The sequence below is a fragment of the Amorphus sp. MBR-141 genome (genome assembly GCF_053628695.1).
Genome location: NZ_JBRJGW010000003.1, coordinates 302,963 through 323,299, shown reverse-complemented (window position 1 = coordinate 323,299; position 20,337 = coordinate 302,963). Strand labels below are relative to the sequence as shown.

The following is a 20,337-nucleotide window of genomic DNA, read 5'->3' as shown; positions in this document are numbered from 1 at the left end:
CGCACCGGGGTGGTCCGCTCGTGAGCAACTTCGTCCGCACCCTCGTCGAGGAATGGGGACCGGCTGGCGTCGCGTTCCTGATGTTCCTCGAAAACGTCTTTCCGCCGATCCCGTCGGAACTCATCCTCCCGCTCGCGGGCTATGCGGCAGGGCGTGGGGACGCGTCCCTGCCGATGTTGGTGCTCGGCGGAGTGATCGGCTCCGTGCTCGGCACGGCCTTGTGGTTTGTCGCCGGGCTCTGGGTCGGCAAGGCGGGCCTGATGGCGTTCGCGTCCCGGCACGGCCGCTGGCTGACGCTGTCCCCGCGCGACATCGAAGCCGCCGACGCCTGGTTCGATCGGCACGGCGGCAAGACCGTCCTGCTCGGGCGCCTGCTTCCCGCCGTCCGGACGCTGATCTCGGTGCCCGCCGCCGTCGCCGGCATGTCGTGGCCCCGCTTCCTCCTCTATACCTCGATCGGCACGACGATATGGTCGGCGGCGCTCGCCTGTGCCGGGTTCTGGCTGGGCAGCAACTACGGGCTGGTGGCGGACTGGCTGGCACCGGTGTCGACGGTGATCGTCGTTCTTCTGGTCGCGGGCTATCTCTACCGGGTGGCAACCTTCAAGCCGTGAGCGGTGACGCGCCGGCCATCAACGTGCTTTCGGCGTTGCGGCGGCGTCGATAGTCTCACGGCGAAGTGTGGGGTGTCACGGCGCGGGAGGCGCGGATGGCCGAGGATCTGACCGGCGGATGTGCCTGCGAAGCGGTGCGCTACCGCCTGCGGTCGCAACCGATGTTCGTGCACTGCTGCCATTGCCGGGACTGTCAACGCCAGACGGGCGGGGCCTTCGTTGTCAACGGACTGATCGAGACCGACCGCATCGCGGTGCTCTCCGGAACGCTCGAGGCCGTCGGGCTGCCGACGCAGAGCGGTCGCCCGCACGATGTCTACCGGTGCTCTGCCTGCCGCACGGCGATGTGGAGCGACTACGGCCGCCGCCCCTATCTGCGCTTCGTGCGGCTGTGCACCCTCGACACCGCCCCGTCGCGCCCCCCGGACGTGCACATCTACACGCGCTCCAGGCTCCCCTGGGTCGGATTGCCGGCGGATGCACGCGTGTTCGCCGAATACTACGATATGCCCACGGAATGGCCCGCCGAGGCGCTGGCGCGACGGCAAGCGGCCTCCGAGGCAAGCAGGGCCTGAACGCAAGACTGCGCCCGAAAGGGGCGCAGCCTGCATACGATTCGGGATGGCACGGCCGGCCGTGCGGCGGCGGCCTCAGCCGGCGGCGGCAACGGCGCGCGGCTTGCCGGCGCGGGTGTCGAAGAACAGCGCCTGGCTGATCACGGCCTTCACGACTTCCGGCTCGAACGGCTTGGTCACCAGGAACGCCGGCTCCGGCCGTTCGCCGGTCAACAGCCGCTCCGGATAGGCGGTGATGAAGATCACCGGCACGTCGATTTCCTCGAGAAGCTCGTTGACGGCCTCCAGGCCCGAGCTGCCGTCGGCAAGCTGGATGTCGGCGAGGATCATGCCGGGATTGGTCCGGCGCGCCAGCGCCGCGGCTTCGCTGTGGGTCCGGGCGATGCCGGCCACCTGATGGCCGAGGCCCTCGACGAGCAGCTCGATGTCCATCGCGATCAGCGGCTCGTCCTCGATGATCATCACCGAGGTGGCGACCTGCGAGGCAATCTCGTGGCCGGCTTCGTCGAGAAGCTCGGAGACGCCGCTCTCGTCGGTGTCGAGAACGGTGGCGGCCTGGGACACCGAGAAGCCCTCGACGGTGGTCAGCAGGAACGCCTGCCGGGCCCGCGGGGTCATCGCCTCCAGATTCCGCTCGTGCGGAAGGTCGGAGGTGTCGACATGGCGGTTGATGTCGATGGAATCCCAGATGCCCAGAAGGACACGGTAGACCGCGACGCGCGGCTCGAGCGTCTCGTCGAACAGGGCCGGTTCGGCAATGATCGCCTCGAGGCAGGCTGCGACATAGGCGTCGCCACCTGCCTGGCTGCCCGTGAGCGCACGCGCGAACCGCCGCAGGTATGGAAGATGCGGCGCAATTGCCATGGCAATCGACATAGAAAAAAACCCCCTTCAACGACTGCAACGGAACGCAGCCTCAGTTCATCGCTCGTTCCGAACGCCGTCCGAGCCGAATGGTTCCGATTCGGCGCCAAAAAAATGTCAATTGTCGGGAACCCGCCCTGACCGAGCGCGTTAGCCTAGGCTAAAGACGATGGACGTCCGAGGGCTGACCAGGGACGTTTTGGTGGGGCGGACAGAAATGTTGGCAGGCAAGTGTTGAGAAAAAAGGATGACAAGGACGTGGCCGACGATACGCCGACCGATCCCATGATGGAATCGGCACCCGACGGCCCAAGTCTTGAGCCGCAGTTGCAGGCTCAGATCGGCCGAAAGCTCAAGGCAATGTACGATTCGTATCTGAGCGAGCCGATCCCCGATCGGCTCGTTTCGCTGCTCGAGCAGCTGGATTCGTTACCCTCTGCCCGGGACGACGAAAAGCCCGGCGGAGGGCGCAAATCATGAGCACGGGCAAGGAAATGAACCCGCGCAAGGAATTGCTCCAGCACATTCCGAACCTGCGCGCGTTCGCCCTGTCGCTGACCGGAAACGCCGATCAGGCGGACGATCTCGTCCAGGAAGCGCTGATGAAGGCGTGGACCTCGCTGGAGCGGTTTCAGCCCGGCACCAACATGCGGGCCTGGCTGTTCACGATCCTGCGCAACGCCTTCTACTCGGAGTTCCGCAAGAAGCGGCGCGAGGTGGAGGATGCCGACGGTGCGATGGCGGCCAAGCTGTCGAGCCATCCCGAGCAGTTCGGGCACATGGACCTGGACGACTTCCGCCGGGTGCTGGAAACGCTCCCGGCCGACCAGAAGGAGGCCCTCGTCCTGATCGGGGCCTCGGGCTTTTCCTATGAAGAGGCCGCCGAAATCTGCGGCTGCGCGGTGGGCACGGTGAAGAGCCGCGTCAACCGGGCCCGCACCCGCCTGGCCCAGCTGCTGTCGGTCGATTCCGTCGCCGACTACGGGCCCGACTCCATCGCCTCGCCGATCATCAGCAACATCCAGTCGAAGGGGCGCTCGGTCGCCTGAGCAGGCGGGCCGGGGGAGGCGACGCCTTCCGGCCCCGGCGCGCGCGCGCCTGCCTGAACCGCCCAAATGCGCGCGCACAGCCGCGTGCGCACCCTGCGCACTACGTCAAGCCCCTGATTTATCGAAGCTTTCCGCAGTGCGCAGCCGAATGGGCACATCGCGGGACACAGCTGCGCATTCGGGCGCTTTTTCGGGGCTTTGCGCGGCCTTTGCTGCGCGCGGCGGGGTGCGCGTGCGCGCGCGGCTCAGTGCGCGACGACTGCGTGCCCGGCGGCCGCGAGCTTTGCGCGGTCCGTGTAGGAAAACAGCCCCTCGCGATCGACCCGGATGAGGGCGCGCGCGATCGCCGAGTAATAGGCATCGCGCGCGGCCGCGTGGGCGCCCGTGCGTGCCCCGATCGCCACCCGCCTATCGGGTGACTTCAGGTGCCCGGCAACCCATGCGAGCGGCCCGCGCGCATCCTCGGCGACCAGCACGAGGTCGGCGCGGGCGATGGCGGCCAGCGCCGCGAGGAGGGGCCGGACGCCCGTGCCGGTGGCCGGCACGTGCACCGCGCCGCGACTGCCGGCGACCAGCGCGACGTCGGCGCCGAGAGTGTCCCCGATCGCCACGAGGCGGAGGGGGCGGCGGGAGGAGGTCGCGCCGCCGTGCCCGCGGGTTGGGGCGGCCGCGAACGGCGTGGATCCAGCCGGACCGTGCCGGCGCAGGGTGGTCATTTCGGTTCCGTCAGTCGATTGTGAACGTCTGATGTCGCAGAGATGGGAAATCCGGCGCGGACCGGCAAGCCCGGCCGGGGCGGCGGACTATCGAAACGCGGCGACATCGTCCACGATGGCCGGTGGCCGCCCCGGTCCAGCGACACAGTCAGTGAGAACATGCTCGGAATGCGGCCAAGGCTTCTGGCCCTCATATGCTGCATCATGTGCGCGGCCGCAGCCCTCTCCCGGGCCGAGGCCCAGCTCGACATCGCGTCGTTGCGGATCGACTCGATCTCGGCCGAGGAATGGAACGCCTATCGCTCGGCGTTCATGAAGCCCTCCGGCCGGGTGGTCGATTTCGAGAACGGCATGATCTCCCACAGCGAGGGGCAGGGCTACAGCATGCTGCTCGCCGTCGAGGCCGGGGCGCGCGACGATTTCGAGCTGATCTGGAAGTTCACCCGCGAAGAGATGCGGATGCCGACGGCGCCACTGTTCTACTGGAAGTGGAACCCGTACACGGTGCCGCCGATCGAGGACCGCAACGACGCCTCCGACGGCGACATCTTCATCGCCTGGGCGCTGCTGCTGGCCGGGCTGAAGTGGGAGGAGCGGGGCTACGTCGACGAAGCCGCCGTCATCATCCGCGCCGTCGCCGAGCGGCTGATCTACCGGCGCCGGGAGGCGACGCTGCTGAAGCCCGGCCTGCAGGGCTTCAGCGCCGAGGAGCAGCGCGACGGCCCGGTGATCAACCTGTCCTACTGGATCTACCCGGCGTTTCCCTATTTCAACCTGGTGCTGCCCGACGGCATGTGGCGCGGCCTGATCGAGTCCGGGCTCGGGCTGACGCTCGCCTCCGCCTCCGGCCGCTATGCGCTGCCGTCGAACTGGACCTCGGTCGCCGACCCTCAGCGGCCGCAGCCCGCCAACGCGTTTCCGCCGCTGTCGAGCTACGACGCCGTCCGCATTCCGCTCTATCTGCTGTTCAGCGGGGTGGTGCCGCGCGAGCAGCTGATGCCGTTCGACCGGGCCTGGAACGGCCCCGGCGCCGACGGGCCGGCGGTGATCAACGTGCGCACCGGCGCCGTCCTCGGGCAGATGAACGAGCCCGGCTACAAGGCGATCGCCGCCCTGGTCGCCTGCGCGCTGCACGGCACCCGCATGCCGGAGGAGCTGACGCGGTTCCGCACCACCACCTACTTCGCCTCGACCCTGCACCTGATGGTGCTGTCGGTCCTGCGGCGCCACTTCACGGCGTGTCTTTAGGCTCGGACGGGGCGGCTGGGGTCGCGGGGGTGGCTGGCTTCGACGGGGCGGCCTGGGGCGCCTCGGCGGACGGCACGCCGGGGGCCCCGATGACCCGGTCGCGGCCGTCGTGCTTGGCGGTCGACAGCGCCGCCTCCACCGCCGCGAGCACGGCCTCTTCCGTCGCGCCGTCTTCGGGGAAGGTGGCGACGCCCATCGACACCGAGATCCGCGGCAGCGCCATGCCGCGGTAGAAGTAATTGTGGTCGCCGAGGCGGCTGCGCAGGATCTCGCACCGGCGCATGGCGTCGATCTTGGTGGCGGCGACCATGACGATGAGGAAGTCCTGGCCGCCGTAGCGGCTGCAGACGTCCTCGTAGCGGAAGAAGTGCTCGATCAGCCCGGCCATCTCGCGGATCACCGTGTCGCCCGCCTCGAAGCCGAACTCGTCGTTGATCATCTTGAAGCGGTCGATGTCGATGCGCACCAGCGTCACCGGCTGGCTGGTCCGGCGGGCGCGGGAAATCTCCTTGGCGACCACGTCGTCGGCGAAGCGCCGGTTGTGCAGGCCGGTGAGCGCGTCGCGGATCGTCAGCTTCCTGAGCGCGCCGCGCAGGCGGACGTTGTAGAGCGCGATTCCGATCGACGCGGCGGCGGTCTCGATGGTGGAGATCGCCCGCTCGCCGTCGTGGCCGACCATTTCCTCCGGCATGTCGGAGAGGTCGACGGAGATGACCCCGCGCGCCTCGCCCTGGATCAGGATCGGCGCGCAGACCACGTCGAGGGCGGGATCCTCGATGTGGCGGCAGCGCGGATTGCCCTTGCCGTCGCGACCGGACCGGTGCGGCGTGCCGAGGCGGAGCCCCCAGCACTTCTCCGGCGTGTAGGTCTCCAGGAAGGCGCTTTTGTCGCCCCAGCGCGCGACGGTCTGCAGTTCGCTGCGGGTGTCGGCGAACAGCGCCAGCGCGCCGCAGGTGCCGGGGAACAGGTCGTGCATGCGGGCGCGCAGGATGTCGGCGCATTCGTCGACGTCCTGGCTGGCCTGGATCAGCGTGACGATCTCGCGCAGCCGGGTTTCGTGCTCGAAGCGGCGCTCGACGGTCTCGGCGCGCGCCTGGGCCTTCTCGGTCATCAGGCCGAGGTCGCGGGTGCGCTCCCTGACGCGCACCTCCAGGTCGTCACGGGCCTCCTCGAGGGCGACGCGGTAGCGCTCGGTCTCCTGCTCGCGGGCGTCGAGGTTGGCGGCCATCTGGTCGAAGGCGGTGCCGAGCGTCGCCAGTTCGCGGGCGCCGCCGATGTCGCCGGCGCGGGCGCTGCGGTCGCCGGATCCGAGCTTGGCGGCGGTGCCGACCAGCGCGCGGGCCGGCCGTCGCACGAAATAGGAGGCGACGGCGAGGCCGAGAAGCAGCGCCAGCACGACGAGGCCGGCCAGGGCGGCGAACACCCACCAGGCGACGCGGGCCGTCCGCGCCTCGATGATGGTGCGCGGCACGCCCACCGACAGGCGCAGCAGGTCGCCGGCCACGGCGATCTGCTGGTGGGACCATTCGCGGTCGACGCCGTCGACGAACGGCGCGTCGGCGCCCTGGACGCGGCTGCCGACGCGGCCGCCGGGATCGGGGATCTGGGCGAGCACCAGCCCGTCGCCGGAGGACAGGATCACGACGCTCTCCGGCAGGGCATAGCCGCTGCGGGCCTTGGCGAGCACCACGCCGAGATCGATCTCGGCGCCGACCACGCCGGCGAACGCGTCGTCGGCGGCGCGCCAGCCGAGCGAGACCGGGATGCGGGCGCGGCCATTGGCGTCGAGCCGGGCTTCGCCGAGGAAGAGCCGTCCGCCCAGGCGCAGGGTCTGGAACGCATCGGAAGTGGCGATGGAGGCGCCGCGCCGGGCCGGATCGGAGGCGCAGACGATGGCGCCGCTCGAATCGGCGACGAAGAAGCCGGTGAGCGTGCCTTCGCCGTTCTCGAGCTCGGCGGACACCGCCTGGCAGCCGGCCAGGTCGCCGCGCTCGACGAGCGGGGTGAGCGCCCGGCGGGCCAGCCGCATGAACAGCTGCGCGTCGGTGATCTCCGCCGACGTGCCGTTCGACAGCGACCGCGCCTCGGTCTGCAGGAACTGGAGGGTCTGGGTGGTTTCGGACCGCTGGATTTCGTAGACGAACGCCGCGACGATGGCGATCGTCGGGAGCAGGAAGAGGACGAGGTTGCCCAGAAGTATCGCGACGATACTCGGTCGCCTGCTGGTTTTCGGCTTCGACGTGTGCGCCATCCGGACGTGCGTTCCCCGTGCCCCGTTCGCGCCCGGCCGCCGCGGCCGCGCCGCGATCGCGGAAAGCCGCGAGCGGTTCATATTTCAGTAGCACAGCGTGGCGCGAAGCGGGACGGGGTGCAAGCCGCGCGTCTTTATGGCCGATTGCCGTCCGGGGCTGCGAGCGCTGCCGGGCTCTGGTCCTTCAGCCGGACGCCGGTGAGCCGCAGCCGGAAGGCCGCCTCGATGAGCCAGGCGATGCGGGCTGCGGCGGCGTCGGGGGAAAGCCCGCCGGCGCGGATGTTGGAGACGCAGTTGCGCTCGGCGTCGCGGCGGCCGGGGCGGGGCCCGAACGTGAGGTAGGCGCCGAGGCTGTCGGGGGAGGACAGGCCCGGGCGCTCGCCGATCAGCACCAGCGTCATCGGGACGGCAAGGCGCGCGCCGACCTCGTCGCCGAGCGCCACCCGGGCGCCGGTAGCGACCACGACCGGCGCCAACGACAGGCCGAGGCGGCGGAGATGCGGGCGGAGGGCAACCATCAGCGGCACCGCGTTGGCGGCGACGCCGGTGGCCGACAGGCCGTCGCCGACGACGATGGCGAGGTCCGGCGCCCGGTCGCCCGGCGGTGCCGGCGCGGCTGCCCCGGCGGTGGCGGCGTCGGCAGTTGGGGCATCGGCGCGCCCGCCCGCCTCCCGCTCCAGCCGGTCGAGATCGAGGTGCGCCGCGCTCGCCGCATCGAGGCGGCGCCCGCAGTCGGGCCGGCGCAGATAGAGATCGCGGGAGGTGGCCTCGGTCGCGACCGACAGGGCGGGCAGACCGAGCGCCTCGATGGCGGACACCATGGCGGCGGCATCGAAGGGCGCGTGGACGGCGTCGCGGGCCTGGGCGTGGGCGAGCGCCAGCCGCAGCACCTCGCGGGTCGGAAGGCTCGCCCCGGTGCGGCCCAGCGCGATCCGCGCCGGGGTGAGGGCGGCCAGGCGCCGCCAGCCGTCGGGGACGCCGCCGCTCATCCGGCGAACGCCAGCGGCGCCTCCAGAAGGGCCGCCGCGCCGGCAGCGGGACGCAGGCGGCCGGCGTCATCGGTGATGCCGGTGCGGACGAGCCAGTCCTCGAACTCGGGCGCGCGCTTCAGGCCCAGCACCTCGCGGACGTAGAGCTGGTCGTGGAACGAGGTGGACTGGTAGTTGAGCATCACGTCGTCGGCGCCGGGAACCCCCATGACGAAGGTGACGCCGGCCACGGCGAGGAGCGTCAGCAGCGTGTCCATGTCGTCCTGATCGGCCTCGGCGTGGTTGGTGTAGCAGACGTCGCAGCCGATCGGCAGGCCGAGCAGCTTGCCGCAGAAATGGTCCTCCAGCCCGGCGCGGATGATCTGCTTGCCGTCGTAGAGATATTCCGGGCCGATGAAGCCGACGACGGTGTTGACGAGCAGCGGCTCGTAGGCCCGGGCGACGCCGTAGGCGCGCGCCTCCAGCGTCTGCTGGTCGACGCCGTGGTGGGCGCCGGCCGACAGCGCCGAGCCCTGGCCCGTCTCGAAGTACATGACGTTGTCGCCGACCGTGCCGCGCTTCAGGGACAGGGCGGCGTCGCGGCCCTCGGCGAGCAGCTTGAGGTCGATGCCGAAGGCGGCGTTGGCGGCCTCGGTGCCGGCGATCGACTGGAACACCAGGTCGATGGGCACGCCCGCCTCGATCAACTCCAGCGACGTTGTGACGTGGGTGAGCACGCAGGCCTGGGTGGGGATCTCGAAGCGGGTGATGAGGCCGTCGATGAGGCGGGCGAGGCCGGCCATGGTGTCGGTGGAATCCGAGGCCGGGTTGATGCCGATCACCGCGTCGCCGCAGCCGTAGAGCAGCCCGTCGACGATGGAGGCGGCGACGCCGGCGGGGTCGTCGGTCGGGTGGTTGGGCTGCAGCCGCACCGCCATCCGGCCCGGCAGGCCGATGGTGTTGCGGAACTGCGTGACCTTGCGGCACTTGGCGGCGACCAGGATCAGGTCCTGATTGCGCATCAGCTTGGAGACGGCGGCGGCCATCTCCGGGGTGATGCCCGGGGCGAGGGCGGCGAGCGCGGCGGTGTCGGCCGCCTCCGACAGGAGATGGTCGCGGAAGCCGCCGACCGTCAGCGCGGCGATCGGCGCAAAGGCGCGGGCGTCGTGACCGTCGAGGATCAGCCGGGTCACCTCGTCGGTCTCGTAGGGCACCAGCGCCTCGGTAAGGAAGGCGGCGAGCGGCACGTCGGCGAGGCACATGCGGGCGGCGACGGCCTCCTCCGCCGAGCCGGCGGCGATGCCGGCGAGCATGTCGCCGGAGCGGATCGGCGTGGCCTTGGCCATCACCTCCTTCAGGTCGGCGAAGACGTGGGTCTGGCGGCCGGCGGCGATGCGATAGGCCATCGGCGGTGCTCCTGGATCACGATGGCTCTCGGGGTGACGCGCCGGCGATCTTCCCCCGGACGGGCCGGCGGCGTCAAACCGCGATTGCCCGGCGGGCCCTTGGGCGCGGGGGCGGTTCAGCGTGCCGGGACAATGGTGTAGTCGGTAAGGGGACGGCGGGCGGCTGAGATGCCCGCCACCAGCGGGCGAAGCGGTTCGAAGGGGGTGTGCGTTGGCGATGGGGGCGGTCCGGATGGCCTGGAAGACGTTGGCGCGGACGATGTGCATCGCGGCTGCCCTGATCGGCGCGGCGGGGTCCGCGGCCGAGGCCCAGGACGGCGACTGGGCCGGCATCTGGGACACCCGCTGGCTGGACGGCGGCGCCCGGCTGACGCTGCGGCAGGACGGCGACCGGGTCACCGGCCAGTATCCGCTCTACGGCGGCACGCTGGAGGGAACGGTCGACGGGCGTCGCCTCGTCGGCACCTGGCAGGAGCCCAACGACAGCGGCAGGCTGGAGTTCGTCCTGTCCGCCGACGGGCAGAGCTTCATGGGCCGGTTCGGCCAGGAGGCCTGGTGGACCGGCGCGCGGATCACCCCGGAGACGGTCAAGGCCGAAACCAACGTCTCCCAGGCCAGCCCGGCGGATGTGCTCCATGCGTTCCTGGTGATCGCCGATGCCGTGGACAACGGCCAGCTCGAATATCTCGACGACCTGCTCGGGCTGCTCGCCTTCGACGGCGCGCCGATCGACAGGCGCGACCAGCTGCGGGAAGTGGACCTCCTGGCGGCGGTGATCGACCAGTTCGAGTTCCAGCTGGAAGACATTCGCCAGCAGACGTCGGCGGCGGGCGAGCGGGCGGTGGTGACGCTGTCGCGCTTCGACGGCCAGACGTTCGAGCTGGCGTTCGCGCAGCAGGACGGCGCCTGGTTTCTCGCCGCCCCGCCGGTCGAGACGCTGGAGACCCGTCTCGCCGACCTGCTCGAGCGGAGCGGCGGCCGGCTGCCGCCGGACAACCACATCTTCCGCCTGAAGACCCCGCGCGACACGATGGAGGCGTTTATCGACAGCATGCGGGTCGGTCCCGGCGGCCTCGACACGGCCGTGGCGGCGCTCGACCTCTCCGAGCTGAGCCCGGTCGGCCGGGAGCGCGAGGCGGTGCTGCTGGCGGAGTATCTGGAGCAGGTGCTGGCCCGCCTCGGCGAGGTCGTCTACCAGGAGGTGCCGAACGATCCGGACAGCCGGACGCCCTACGTCCACTTCACCCATCCGAGCGGCGACATCGTCATCGCCCCCATGGATGCCGGCGACGAGGGCGTGCAGTGGAAGTTCACGCCCGAGACGCTGCGCTCGGTGCGGCAGCTGTTCACCGCGACCGAGGATCTGCCGCCGGCCTCGGTGGTGCTGCCGCTGTACCGCCCGGCCCAGGCGACCTTCTTCAGGATCCGCAGCGCCCTCGGCGAGGTGTCACCGGGGCTGCTGCGGCCGCTCGGGCCGCTGGAGACCTGGCAGTGGGCGGCGATGGTGGCGGCGTTCCTGTTCGCCCTCGTGGCCACGCTGACCATCAGCTTCCTGATCGGCCGGCTGGTCGGGCTGGTGCTGGGCGAGCGCGCCGACGGCGAGGCGGGCGGCGTGTCCAGGTCGCGCGCCGCCCAGTGGGGCGTCCGGCTCATCGTCTTCGGGCTGATCAGCTACGGCGGGCTGCTGCTGCTCGGCCTGCCGGACAACTTCGCCGGGGCCGTCCTGGCGGTGGCCGTCGTGGCGATGATCGCCGGCGCCATCCCCATCGAGTTCTGGCTCGTCGACGCGGTCCGCGCGATGCTCGACCGGGCCGGGCTGATCAGCCAGCGCGGCGACATCCTCGCCTCGCTGCTGGTCGGCGTGCTGAAGGTGGCGATCGTGCTCGGCAACTTCCTGCTGCTGGCGGAGGCGCTGAACATTCCCTACGGCGCGGCGCTCGCCGGGCTGGGCATCGGCGGCCTGGCGGTGGCGCTCGCCGCCCGCTCGACGCTGGAGAACATCATCTCCGGGTTCATCCTGTTCGCCGACAAACCGCTGGCGGTCGGCGACTTCTGCCGGTTCGGCGACCGCATCGGCACGGTGGAGCGGATCGGCATCCGCTCGACCTCGCTGCGCACCCTCGACCGCACGCTGGTGGCGGTGCCGAACGCCGACTTCGTCACCCTGCACCTGGAGAACTACGGCAAGCGCGACCGCATGCTGATGCACAAGACGTTCCGGCTGCGCTACGAGACGACGCCGGACCAGCTGCGCTTCGTGCTGGCGGAGCTCAGGCGGCTGCTGATCGCCCACCCGAAGGTGACCGAGGACCCGGCGCGGGTGCGGCTGGTGGCGTTCGGCGACGACGCGCTGGAGATCGAGGTGTTCGCCTACGTGCAGTCGACCGACTGGTCGGAGTTCCTGGCGATCCGCGAGGACATCTATCTGCGCATGATGGAGGTGGTGGCGGGTTCCGGCACCGGCTTCGCGCTGCCCTCCCAGACGCTCTATGTCGGCCGCGACGGCGGCATCGACGGCGGCGCGACGGCGCGCGCCGAGGCGGCCGTCGACGGCTGGCGGAAGGAGCGCCGGCTGCCGTTCCCCAACTTCAGCGGCGAGGAGATCGCCCGCACCGCCAGCACGCTCGCCTATCCGCCCGAGGGGGCGCCGGACGTCGCCAGCCAGGTGGCGGACGGACAGATGAAGGCGCACCGGGCGCGGCGCAGCTTCTGGTCGTTCGCCCGCGGCCCGCGTCCGGGCGGCACGGGCGGCTGAGCGGCGCCGGCCGGGACGCGCGTCAGCCGCGCTTGTAGAAGGCGCAGACGCTGAGGTCGCCGACGTTGTCGCCGAGCTGGTCCTTGGCCTCGTTGATGCCGAAGAAGACGCTGCGCGCCGCGCCGCCGGGCACCGCGTACTGCTTTCCGTAGTCGTAGGGCGCGTCCATGTAGACGAAGCTGTCGTTCGCCCACATGAGCAGCGCCCCGTAGGGGAGCCGGGCGACGAAGGTGCGCTTCGGGCCGCGCTTCGCCGGGTCGGCGGCGTCGTTCATGGCGTCGGAGAACAGGCCGGGCTTGTAGGGCTTGTCCTCCTGGCCGGTGTAGCCGGCCGAGCCGGTGGGCGGCCAGCCCGGGCCGGCGCTCCACTGGGCCGCCCAGGCGACGTCGGCCTTGTAGAAGACCGTGCCGGCGGGCGCGTCGACCCGCTGGAAGCCGGCGCTCGCCGGCACGGCGAAGCAGACCTTCGGCGCCGCCTCCCGCTGCTCCTCCCAGGCGGCCTCGTCGGCCATCTCCTCCATCAGCGTCTGGGCGTGGAGCGGCGCGGCGGGGCCAAGCGCGAGGCCGGCCGCAAGGGCCGAGGCGGCGATCATCCGGTGGGACATGGGCGGGGGCTCCTGGGCAGAGGCGGCGTCCCGGCCGGACGCCCGCGATCGCTCGGGAGGGTAGGCACCGGCGCGGCGGACCGAATTCCCCAGATGGGGGGCGCGGCGGCCCGGCGCCGGCCGGGCCCGCGCCGGGGCGCTACATGAACAGCTTCTCGCCGGTCTTGTCGGCGTAGAGGGCGGCCACGTAGTCGCCGTAGCCGTTGTAGATCTGGGTCGGGACCGTCTCGCCGGTGCCGAGCACGCGCTCCTGCGCCTGGCTCCAGCGCGGGTGCGCCACGGCCGGATTGACGTTGGCCCAGAAGCCGTACTCGGTCGGCCCCAGCGCCTCCCAGAAGGTGGTCGGGCGCTCGTCGGTGAAGGTGAAGCGGACCAGCGACTTGGCCGACTTGAAGCCGTACTTCCACGGGGTGGCGAGGCGCAGCGGCGCGCCGAACTGCTTCGGCGCCGGCTTGCCGTAGACGCCGGTCACCAGGAAGGCGAGCTCGTTGGTGGCCTCCGCGATGGTGAGGCCCTCCACGTAGGGCCACGGATACCAGGTCTGGTTCTGGCCGCTGGCGACCTTCGGGTCGAGGAAGGTCTCCATCTTCACGTACGTCGCCGAGCCGAGCGGCCGGGCGTAGTCGACGAGGGCCTTCATCGGGAAGCCGGACCACGGCACGGTCATCGACCACGCCTCGACGCAGCGGTGGCGGTAGAGGCGCTCCTCCAGCGGCATCGCCCGGATCAGCGCGTCGACGTCGACGGTCTTCTCCTCCTCCACCATGCCGTCGATGGTGACGGTCCACGGATGGGTCTTCAGCGCCTGGGCGGCCTGCCAGATCTCCTTGTGGGAGCCGAACTCGTAGAAATTGTTGTAGCTGCCGGACACCATCTCCTCGGTCAGCGGCCGGTCGATGGTGAAGGCGTCGTTGCGCTTGAACGGGTAGAGGCCGGCGGTCGGATCGGACGAGGTGTCGAACGTCGCCGCGAGGGTCTCCTTGGAGCCGAACAGCGAGCTGAACAGCGCACGGGCCGGCGTCGGCGCCGCCGCGGCGGCGGCCACCGTTCCGAGCCCGGCGGCCCCCAGCAGGGCGCGGCGGGAGAGGTAGATGCCTTCCGGCGTCGCTTCGCGTTCGGGAATGTCCCAACCCCGGCGTCTTCTGACGAACATGGCACGGTCTCTGTCGGTTCGGTGCGGACGGGGCGCCCGGCAACGGGCGCTCGTTCTGCGGCGGACCGGGCGCACGCGCAGCCGATCCACTCACCCTGATTACGGACGTGGCAGGAACTCGGTTCACTCCGCGCTGCCACACGCCGAATCTTTGGCCCGATCATCCTCGGGCACAAATCACCGTTTCGTCACTCCCGGCCCGGCTGCGGGGGTGATTCGCCGCCTGGGCGCCACCGCGAATGCGCCGCCCGGCCCTTGAAGCGGCGGCGCGCCGGGCCGAAAATGCTTTGACGGATCGCCCGCATATCGCCCATTGAGCAATGGTTTCGGGGCATTTCGCCATCGAGACGGAGGGTCCCGGAAACCGGTCCCGACGGGGTGTCATGTGAATCCTAAAGAAACAGACGATCATCGCGATGCCCAGACGCCGAGCGACGCACACGTCGTCGAGCTCGTCGGACCATCCCCGGACGATGACGTCGCCGCGGGAGAAAACAGTGAGGCTCGCGGTCAGGGCGCGCGCGGGCCCGCGGAGGGAACGACTGCAATGGCCCCCCAGCCGACCGCAGATCGGCCACCTGCGGCGACGGTGAATTCCGCGCGCCGCTGGATGGGCCTGCTGATGCCCGGCGCCGTCGCGGCGCTGGTGCTCGGCGGCATTGCGATCCGCTGGGAGGTTCCGCCCGTGGTCGCCGTCCTCGGCGTGGCCGCGGTGGTCGCCGCCTCGCTGATGAGCCGGGCGCGCGAGGCGCGGGCGCCAGCCTCCGCCGAGCGCGGCCCCTGGCGCGACCGCGACCTGACGCCGCCGAAGGCGATGCGCGTGGCGATCGACGCGCTGCCCGACCCCTGCTTCCTGGTCGACCGGAAGGGGCTCGTCCGGTTCGCCAACCGGGCGGCCGGCGACCAGCTCGGCGCGGTCCGCATCGGTGATCCGCTGTCTTTCAAGCTGCGCGTGCCGGTGTTCCTGGAGGCGATGGAGCGGGCGCTGAGCGAGCACCGGGCCGACCACATCCACTGGTCGGAGAAGGTGCCGACCGAGCGCTGGTACGAGGCCTACGTGTCGCCGTTCTCCACCCCGACCGAGCCGCCCGGCGAGTCGCGCTACGGGCACCTGATCTGCGTGCTGGTGCGCGACCTCACCGAGCAGCGCCGGCTGGAGCGGATGCGCGAGGACTTCGTCGCCAACGCCAGCCACGAACTGCGCACGCCGCTCGCCTCGCTCACCGGCTTCATCGAGACGCTGCAGGGGCCGGCGCGCCGGGACGAGCCGGCCCGCGAGCGCTTCCTCGTCATCATGCACGACCAGGCGGAGCGGATGCGCCGGCTGATCGACGATCTGCTGTCGCTGTCGCAGATCGAGATGCGGGCGCACGTGCGGCCGAAAGGGCTCGTCGACCTGGTCGCCGTCGCCCGTTCGGCGGTCGATTCCCTCAAGCCGGTGGCGGCCGATTCCGGCATGGCGCTGCACTTCGACGCGGCCGAAGCGCCGCTGTGGGTGCGCGGCGAGCACGACGAACTGGTGCAGGTGTTCGACAACCTGATCGAGAACGGCATCAAGTACGGGGCGCCCGGCGAGCGGGTGTCGGTGTTCGCCGAGCGCGAGAGCCGCGCCGGCGGGGACCTGGCCGTCGTCTCGGTGCGCGACTGGGGACCCGGCATCCCGCCCGAGCACCTGCCGCGGCTGACCGAGCGCTTCTACCGGGTCGACGTGACGACCAGCCGGGCGAACAAGGGCACCGGGCTGGGGCTGGCCATCGTCAAGCACATCCTGACCCGCCACCGGGGCCGGCTGTCGATCCACAGCCAGCCCGACAAGGGGGCAACCTTCACGATCCGGCTGGAGCTGCAGCCCGCGCCGGAGGCGATTTCCGACCCGCTCGCCGAAGTCAAGCAAAATCAACAAGTTAAACTGTCATAAAAGGATCACTGCGCTTTCATAGAACGGTGGCGTCCGGCGGCTAGAGATCGTCGGTGTCCGGCGCGGCCTTCATAGCCTGTTTCCTTAAGTAGGGCGCCATCCATACCAAGTCCCAACCCAGGGAGATTCCAGGTGAAAACCAAAGCTCTTACGTGCGCCATCGCGCTTGCATCGACGAGCATCCTTCTGGCCGGCGCGGCCGAGGCGCGCGATCAGATCCGCATCGTCGGTTCTTCGACGGTGTTCCCGTACACCCAGGCGGTGTCCGAGCAGTTCGCCAATTCGACGGAATTCCCGGCCCCGGTGGTGGAATCGACCGGTACCGGCGGCGGCATGCAGATCTTCTGCGCCGGTGTCGGCGCCGATCATCCGGACATCACCGGCGCGTCGCGCGCGATGAAGAAGTCCGAGTACGAGCTCTGCCAGGCCAACGGCGTGACGGACGTGACCGAAGTCCTCATCGGCTACGACGGCCTGTCGATCGCCGTTTCGCGCCAGTCCGACGCCGACTGGAAGCTGACCGAGAAGGACCTCTTCACCGCGCTGGCCGCGCAGGTCCCGGTCGACGGCGAGATCAAGGACAATCCCTACAAGAAGTGGTCCGAGATCAATCCGGAACTCCCGGATGTGGCCATCACCGTGTTCGGCCCCCCGCCGACGTCCGGCACCCGTGACGCGTTCGTCGAGCTCACCATGCACGATGGTTGCAACGCGTACGAGATGATGGCGGCGATGAAGAAGTCCGATGGGGACAAGTGGGAGCAGATCTGCTCGCGCATGCGGTCCGACGGCCCGTTCATCGAAGCCGGCGAGAACGACAACCTGATCGTTCAGCGCATCGAAGCCGACCCGAATTCGCTGGGCATCTTCGGCTACTCGTTCCTGTACGAGAACGAGGACAAGCTGAAGGCCGTGGCCGTGAACGGCGTCGAGCCGTCCTTCGACACGATCGCTTCCGGCGAGTACGACATCGCGCGGCCGCTCTACTTCTACATCAAGAACGCGCACCGCAACGCGATCCCGGGCCTGCAGGCGTTCATCGAGGAGTACGTCTCCGAGGACGCGCTCGGGTCTGACGGCTACCTGAAGGAGCGGGGCCTCACGTCCCTTTCCGACGAGAAGCGTGAGCAGACCACCGACGAAGCCGTCAACGGCACCTCCATGCAGGCGCCGAAGGGCTGATCCGGCTCCTGTTCGACATCTGGACCGGCGGGTGCACGACCGTGCGCCCGCCGGCTTCCCTTGCGCCCCCCTTCGGTCCCCTCGAGGCGATCCGAACGCCGGGAAATCGCTCGGGGTCTTGATTGTCGCGCCTGAACTTGGAATCGATCCCGTTTGCGGGCTTCAAGTCATCGAGACCTGAAGCCATCGTGCTCCAGCCACAGCACAGCTAGACACGACACAGAACGTTGAAGCGCGCGGGGGCGGTCCAGTCGCCGCCAGGACTAAATCCAGCTGAATCGGGGGCGAGTTCGTGTTTGGCTACGCGCTACTTCTCATCATTGCGATGTCGCTCATCGCGTATTTCGTTGGCCGGACGACTGGATCTCGATTTGCTGCGCAGTCGCAAGAGAAGATCCATTCGCTTCCGTCCTATCACGGCGCCTTCGTCGCCGTCTGGGTCGGCATCCCGGCGCTGATCCTGCTGCTGTTCTGGGTCGGTCTGCAGGGCTCGGCAATCGACCACCTGCTGCTCGGCAGCCTGCCGGCGCAGATGACCGACGGAGCGTCGCCGTCGCAGCTGAACCTCTACATCCAGGAAATCCACAACGTCACCACCGGCCGGGTGTTCGGCGAGCCGGCTCCGGAGATCAAGGCCGCCGCGGAGCGCTTCGTCCGCTGGCAGGAAATCGCGCACTGGGCGATGGTCGTCGTGATCCTGGCGCTCATGATCCTGGCCATGATGGTCGCCCGGTCGCGCCTGTCGTCGCGGTTCCGTGCCAGAAACAACGTCGAGCGCATCGTTTCCGGCCTGATGATCTTCTGCGCCGCCCTGGCCATCCTGACCACGCTCGGCATCATCGGCTCGCTCCTCTTCGAGGCCTGGGCGTTCTTCCAGATGGTCTCGATCCATGAGTTCCTGTTCGGCCTGAACTGGGAGCCGCAGATCCCCATCCGCGCGGACCAGATCGCCGCCGCGGGCGCCTTCGGGGCCGTCCCGGTGTTCACCGGTACGCTGCTCATCGCCTCCATCGCCATGCTGGTGGCGACCCCGATCGGCCTTCTCACCGCCATCTACCTGGTCGAGTACGCCAACGATCGGGTAAGGGCGACCGTGAAGCCGATCATGGAGATCCTCGCCGGGGTGCCGACGGTGGTGTACGGCTTCTTCGCCGTACTGATCGTCGCGCCGGCGGTGCGCGAGTTCGGGTCCGCCATGGGGCTGGCGGTGTCGCCGAACAGCGCGCTGGCCGCCGGCGGCGTGATGGGGATCATGATCATCCCGTTCATTTCCTCGCTGTCCGACGACGCGCTGAATGCGGTGCCGCGGGCGATGCGGGACGGTTCGCTGGCGATGGGGTCGACCCGCAGCGAGACGATGCTGAACGTGCTGTTGCCGGCGGCGCTGCCGGGCATCATGGGTGGCATCCTGCTGGCCCTCAGCCGGGCCATCGGCGAGACGATGATCGTCGTGATGGCCGCCGGCCTGATCGCCAATCTGACCTTCAATCCCGTCGACAGCGTCACCACGGTGACGGTTCAGATCGTGACCCTCCTCATCGGAGACACGTCCTTCGACAGTCCCAAGACGCTGGCCGCGTTCGCACTGGGCCTGGTTCTTTTCATCATCACGCTGTGCCTCAACGTTCTGGCGATCCGGATCGTCCAGAAATACCGCGAGAAGTACGATTAGATGAGCACGACAGACAACACGGACGGCTTCTGGCAGAGCAAGGAAGCCGTGGCGCGCCGGAAGAAGCGCCACGGGGCCGACAGGCGCCTCCAGATCTTCGGGATCGCCGCGATCTCGACCGCCATCGGGCTGCTCGGCATCCTGATCGTGTCGCTGGTATCGACGGGCTATCAGGCGTTCGTCCAGACCCAGATCGCCCTGACGATCGAGATCGATCCGGCGGAGATCGATGCCGCCGACCCGTCCAAGGGGGATTACCGCGACATTATCATGCGGGCCCTGCAGGCCGAGTTCCCGGACATCGACCAGAGCGAGTACCGCGAACTCGAGCAGATGATGACGCGCAATGCGCGGTTCCTCGTGCGGGACCGCGTCATTGCCGATCCGTCGCTGATCGGCCGCAAGGTGACCTTCGACATCCCGGTGGCCGATCCCATCGACCAGTTGAACAAGGGGGTCATCTCGGCGGATACGCCGGAGGACCGGCGTCGCGTGTCCGATGTCCAGGTCCGGCTGTTCAACGAGCTGGAGGAGCGCGGGCTGGTGTCCACGCCCTTCAACTGGGGCCTCTTCTTCAACGCCGACAGCCGCTTTCCCGAGCTCGCCGGTCTGTCGGGGGCGATCGTCGGATCCTTCTACGCCCTGCTCGTCTGCTTCTTCATCAGCTTCCCCGTCGGGATCGCGGCGGCCATCTATCTGGAGGAGTTCGCCCCGAAGAACCGGATAACCGACGTCATCGAGGTGAACATCAACAACCTGGCGGCGGTGCCCTCGGTGGTGTTCGGCCTGCTGGGCCTGGCGGTCTTCCTGAATTTCTTCGGGCTGCCCCGATCGGCGCCGCTGGTCGGCGGCATGGTTCTCTCGCTGATGACGCTGCCCACCATGATCATCGTCACCCGAGCGGCGCTGAAGGCGGTGCCCCCGTCGATCCGCGAGGGAGGGCTCGGCATGGGCGCATCGAAGCACCAGGTGGTGATGCACCACGTGCTGCCGCTGGCGCTGCCCGGGATCCTGACGGGCACCATCCTCGGCCTGGCCCAGGCGCTGGGCGAAACGGCGCCGCTGTTGCTGATCGGCATGAACGCCTTCATCACCAGCCCGCCTGGCGGGATCCTCGACCCGGCAACGGCGTTGCCGACGCAGATCTTCATCTGGGCCGACAGCCCGGAACGCGGTTTCATGGCGCGGACCTCGGCGGCGATCCTCGTGCTGCTCGGCTTCCTGATCGTGATGAACATGATCGCGATATTTTTGCGCAGCAAGCTTGAGCGGCGCTGGTAATCGAACCGAGGATGGCGACCGGGACCGGGCCAGCCTCGCAAGTGACGGGAGAGTGGTGATGAGTGCAGTGGCAGTCGAAGC

The 20,337-nt window shown here is 69.6% G+C and carries 17 protein-coding genes; 10 read left to right on the top strand and 7 right to left on the bottom strand.

From position 1 onward, the window contains the following. Positions 1 to 20 precede the first annotated feature (20 nt). Together ACSSVZ_RS06335 and ACSSVZ_RS06330 are read left to right on the top strand one after the other, a co-directional pair. Positions 21 to 614 (top strand): DedA family protein, encoded by a 594-nt coding sequence (locus ACSSVZ_RS06335; RefSeq protein ID WP_453968944.1) that lies wholly within the window; start codon positions 21 to 23, stop codon positions 612 to 614. Between the two features lie 95 nt (positions 615 to 709). Next, positions 710 to 1,189: a GFA family protein gene (locus ACSSVZ_RS06330; RefSeq protein ID WP_453968943.1), complete on the top strand. Its 480-nt coding sequence runs from the start codon at positions 710 to 712 to the stop codon at positions 1,187 to 1,189. A 75-nt stretch (positions 1,190 to 1,264) separates the two neighbouring features. On the opposite strand, the gene ACSSVZ_RS06325 is transcribed toward ACSSVZ_RS06330, so the two are convergent. Next, complete coding sequence (locus tag ACSSVZ_RS06325; protein ID WP_453968942.1) at positions 1,265 to 2,065, bottom strand: response regulator; 801 nt, start codon at positions 2,063 to 2,065, stop codon at positions 1,265 to 1,267. A gap of 246 nt (positions 2,066 to 2,311) precedes the next feature. Here ACSSVZ_RS06325 and ACSSVZ_RS06320 point away from each other — a divergent pair, with 246 nt between their 5' ends. Beyond that, positions 2,312 to 2,533 carry a NepR family anti-sigma factor gene (locus tag ACSSVZ_RS06320; RefSeq protein WP_453968941.1) on the top strand — a complete coding sequence of 74 codons (222 nt, stop codon included), beginning with the start codon at positions 2,312 to 2,314 and terminating at the stop codon, positions 2,531 to 2,533. Then, entirely contained in the window at positions 2,530 to 3,102 is a 573-nt protein-coding gene (locus tag ACSSVZ_RS06315; protein WP_453968940.1) for a sigma-70 family RNA polymerase sigma factor, read from the top strand. Before ACSSVZ_RS06320 ends, ACSSVZ_RS06315 begins: the two co-directional genes overlap by 4 nt. 245 nt (positions 3,103 to 3,347) lie before the next feature. On the opposite strand, the gene ACSSVZ_RS06310 is transcribed toward ACSSVZ_RS06315, so the two are convergent. Beyond that, complete coding sequence (locus ACSSVZ_RS06310) at positions 3,348 to 3,818, bottom strand: hypothetical protein (protein WP_453968939.1); 471 nt, start codon at positions 3,816 to 3,818, stop codon at positions 3,348 to 3,350. A 168-nt stretch (positions 3,819 to 3,986) separates the two neighbouring features. On the opposite strand from ACSSVZ_RS06310, the gene ACSSVZ_RS06305 reads away from it, so the two are divergent. Beyond that, complete coding sequence (locus tag ACSSVZ_RS06305) at positions 3,987 to 5,066, top strand: glycosyl hydrolase family 8 (RefSeq protein ID WP_453968938.1); 1,080 nt, start codon at positions 3,987 to 3,989, stop codon at positions 5,064 to 5,066. On the opposite strand, the gene ACSSVZ_RS06300 is transcribed toward ACSSVZ_RS06305, so the two are convergent. From ACSSVZ_RS06300 to ACSSVZ_RS06290, 3 genes are all read right to left on the bottom strand, one after another. Beyond that, positions 5,050 to 7,317 carry a diguanylate cyclase gene (locus ACSSVZ_RS06300; RefSeq protein WP_453968937.1) on the bottom strand — a complete coding sequence of 756 codons (2,268 nt, stop codon included), beginning with the start codon at positions 7,315 to 7,317 and terminating at the stop codon, positions 5,050 to 5,052. The two genes, ACSSVZ_RS06305 and ACSSVZ_RS06300, sit on opposite strands and share 17 nt — an antisense overlap. Positions 7,318 to 7,451: 134 nt before the next feature. Further along, positions 7,452 to 8,306 (bottom strand): ethanolamine ammonia-lyase subunit EutC, encoded by an 855-nt coding sequence (gene eutC / locus ACSSVZ_RS06295; RefSeq protein WP_453968936.1) that lies wholly within the window; start codon positions 8,304 to 8,306, stop codon positions 7,452 to 7,454. Beyond that, positions 8,303 to 9,691 carry an ethanolamine ammonia-lyase subunit EutB gene (locus tag ACSSVZ_RS06290; RefSeq protein ID WP_453968935.1) on the bottom strand — a complete coding sequence of 463 codons (1,389 nt, stop codon included), beginning with the start codon at positions 9,689 to 9,691 and terminating at the stop codon, positions 8,303 to 8,305. The genes eutC and ACSSVZ_RS06290 overlap by 4 nt, the downstream gene beginning before the upstream one ends. A 232-nt stretch (positions 9,692 to 9,923) precedes the next feature. Here ACSSVZ_RS06290 and ACSSVZ_RS06285 point away from each other — a divergent pair, with 232 nt between their 5' ends. Then, positions 9,924 to 12,446, top strand: a complete 2,523-nt coding sequence (locus tag ACSSVZ_RS06285; protein WP_453968934.1) for a mechanosensitive ion channel family protein — start codon at positions 9,924 to 9,926, stop codon at positions 12,444 to 12,446. 22 nt (positions 12,447 to 12,468) lie between these two features. Here ACSSVZ_RS06285 and ACSSVZ_RS06280 read toward each other — a convergent pair whose 3' ends face one another. Further along, positions 12,469 to 13,050: a hypothetical protein gene (locus tag ACSSVZ_RS06280; protein ID WP_453968933.1), complete on the bottom strand. Its 582-nt coding sequence runs from the start codon at positions 13,048 to 13,050 to the stop codon at positions 12,469 to 12,471. Positions 13,051 to 13,189: 139 nt separating this feature from the next. Next, a complete protein-coding gene (gene msrP / locus ACSSVZ_RS06275) occupies positions 13,190 to 14,203 on the bottom strand; it encodes a protein-methionine-sulfoxide reductase catalytic subunit MsrP (protein ID WP_453968932.1) in 1,014 nt (337 codons plus the stop codon). Positions 14,204 to 14,750: 547 nt separating this feature from the next. Between msrP and ACSSVZ_RS06270 the strand changes: the two genes are divergently transcribed. The 4 genes from ACSSVZ_RS06270 (at position 14,751) to pstA (ending at position 20,256) form a co-directional block, all read left to right on the top strand. Next, positions 14,751 to 16,121 (top strand): ATP-binding protein, encoded by a 1,371-nt coding sequence (locus tag ACSSVZ_RS06270; protein WP_453968931.1) that lies wholly within the window; start codon positions 14,751 to 14,753, stop codon positions 16,119 to 16,121. Positions 16,122 to 16,253: 132 nt separating this feature from the next. After that, complete coding sequence (locus ACSSVZ_RS06265; protein ID WP_453968930.1) at positions 16,254 to 17,303, top strand: PstS family phosphate ABC transporter substrate-binding protein; 1,050 nt, start codon at positions 16,254 to 16,256, stop codon at positions 17,301 to 17,303. 292 nt (positions 17,304 to 17,595) lie between these two features. Beyond that, positions 17,596 to 18,975, top strand: a complete 1,380-nt coding sequence (gene pstC / locus ACSSVZ_RS06260; RefSeq protein WP_453968929.1) for a phosphate ABC transporter permease subunit PstC — start codon at positions 17,596 to 17,598, stop codon at positions 18,973 to 18,975. After that, positions 18,976 to 20,256, top strand: a complete 1,281-nt coding sequence (gene pstA, locus ACSSVZ_RS06255) for a phosphate ABC transporter permease PstA (protein WP_453968928.1) — start codon at positions 18,976 to 18,978, stop codon at positions 20,254 to 20,256. It abuts the gene before it with no gap. Positions 20,257 to 20,337 lie beyond the last annotated feature (81 nt).

Bases quoted from the DNA above. Each gene is read 5' to 3' on its own strand.
- ACSSVZ_RS06330 (WP_453968943.1), top strand. From the start codon at position 710: ATGGCCGAGGATCTGACCGGCGGATGTGCCTGCGAAGCGGTGCGCTAC.
- ACSSVZ_RS06290 (WP_453968935.1), bottom strand. From the start codon at position 9,691: ATGGCCTATCGCATCGCCGCCGGCCGCCAGACCCACGTCTTCGCCGAC.
- ACSSVZ_RS06300 (WP_453968937.1), bottom strand. From the start codon at position 7,317: ATGGCGCACACGTCGAAGCCGAAAACCAGCAGGCGACCGAGTATCGTC.
- ACSSVZ_RS06315 (WP_453968940.1), top strand. From the start codon at position 2,530: ATGAGCACGGGCAAGGAAATGAACCCGCGCAAGGAATTGCTCCAGCAC.
- msrP (WP_453968932.1), bottom strand. From the start codon at position 14,203: ATGTTCGTCAGAAGACGCCGGGGTTGGGACATTCCCGAACGCGAAGCG.
- eutC (WP_453968936.1), bottom strand. From the start codon at position 8,306: ATGAGCGGCGGCGTCCCCGACGGCTGGCGGCGCCTGGCCGCCCTCACC.
- ACSSVZ_RS06270 (WP_453968931.1), top strand. From the start codon at position 14,751: ATGGCCCCCCAGCCGACCGCAGATCGGCCACCTGCGGCGACGGTGAAT.
- ACSSVZ_RS06280 (WP_453968933.1), bottom strand. From the start codon at position 13,050: ATGTCCCACCGGATGATCGCCGCCTCGGCCCTTGCGGCCGGCCTCGCG.
- ACSSVZ_RS06285 (WP_453968934.1), top strand. From the start codon at position 9,924: ATGGCCTGGAAGACGTTGGCGCGGACGATGTGCATCGCGGCTGCCCTG.
- pstA (WP_453968928.1), top strand. From the start codon at position 18,976: ATGAGCACGACAGACAACACGGACGGCTTCTGGCAGAGCAAGGAAGCC.
- ACSSVZ_RS06305 (WP_453968938.1), top strand. From the start codon at position 3,987: ATGCGGCCAAGGCTTCTGGCCCTCATATGCTGCATCATGTGCGCGGCC.
- ACSSVZ_RS06325 (WP_453968942.1), bottom strand. From the start codon at position 2,065: ATGTCGATTGCCATGGCAATTGCGCCGCATCTTCCATACCTGCGGCGG.
- ACSSVZ_RS06310 (WP_453968939.1), bottom strand. From the start codon at position 3,818: ATGACCACCCTGCGCCGGCACGGTCCGGCTGGATCCACGCCGTTCGCG.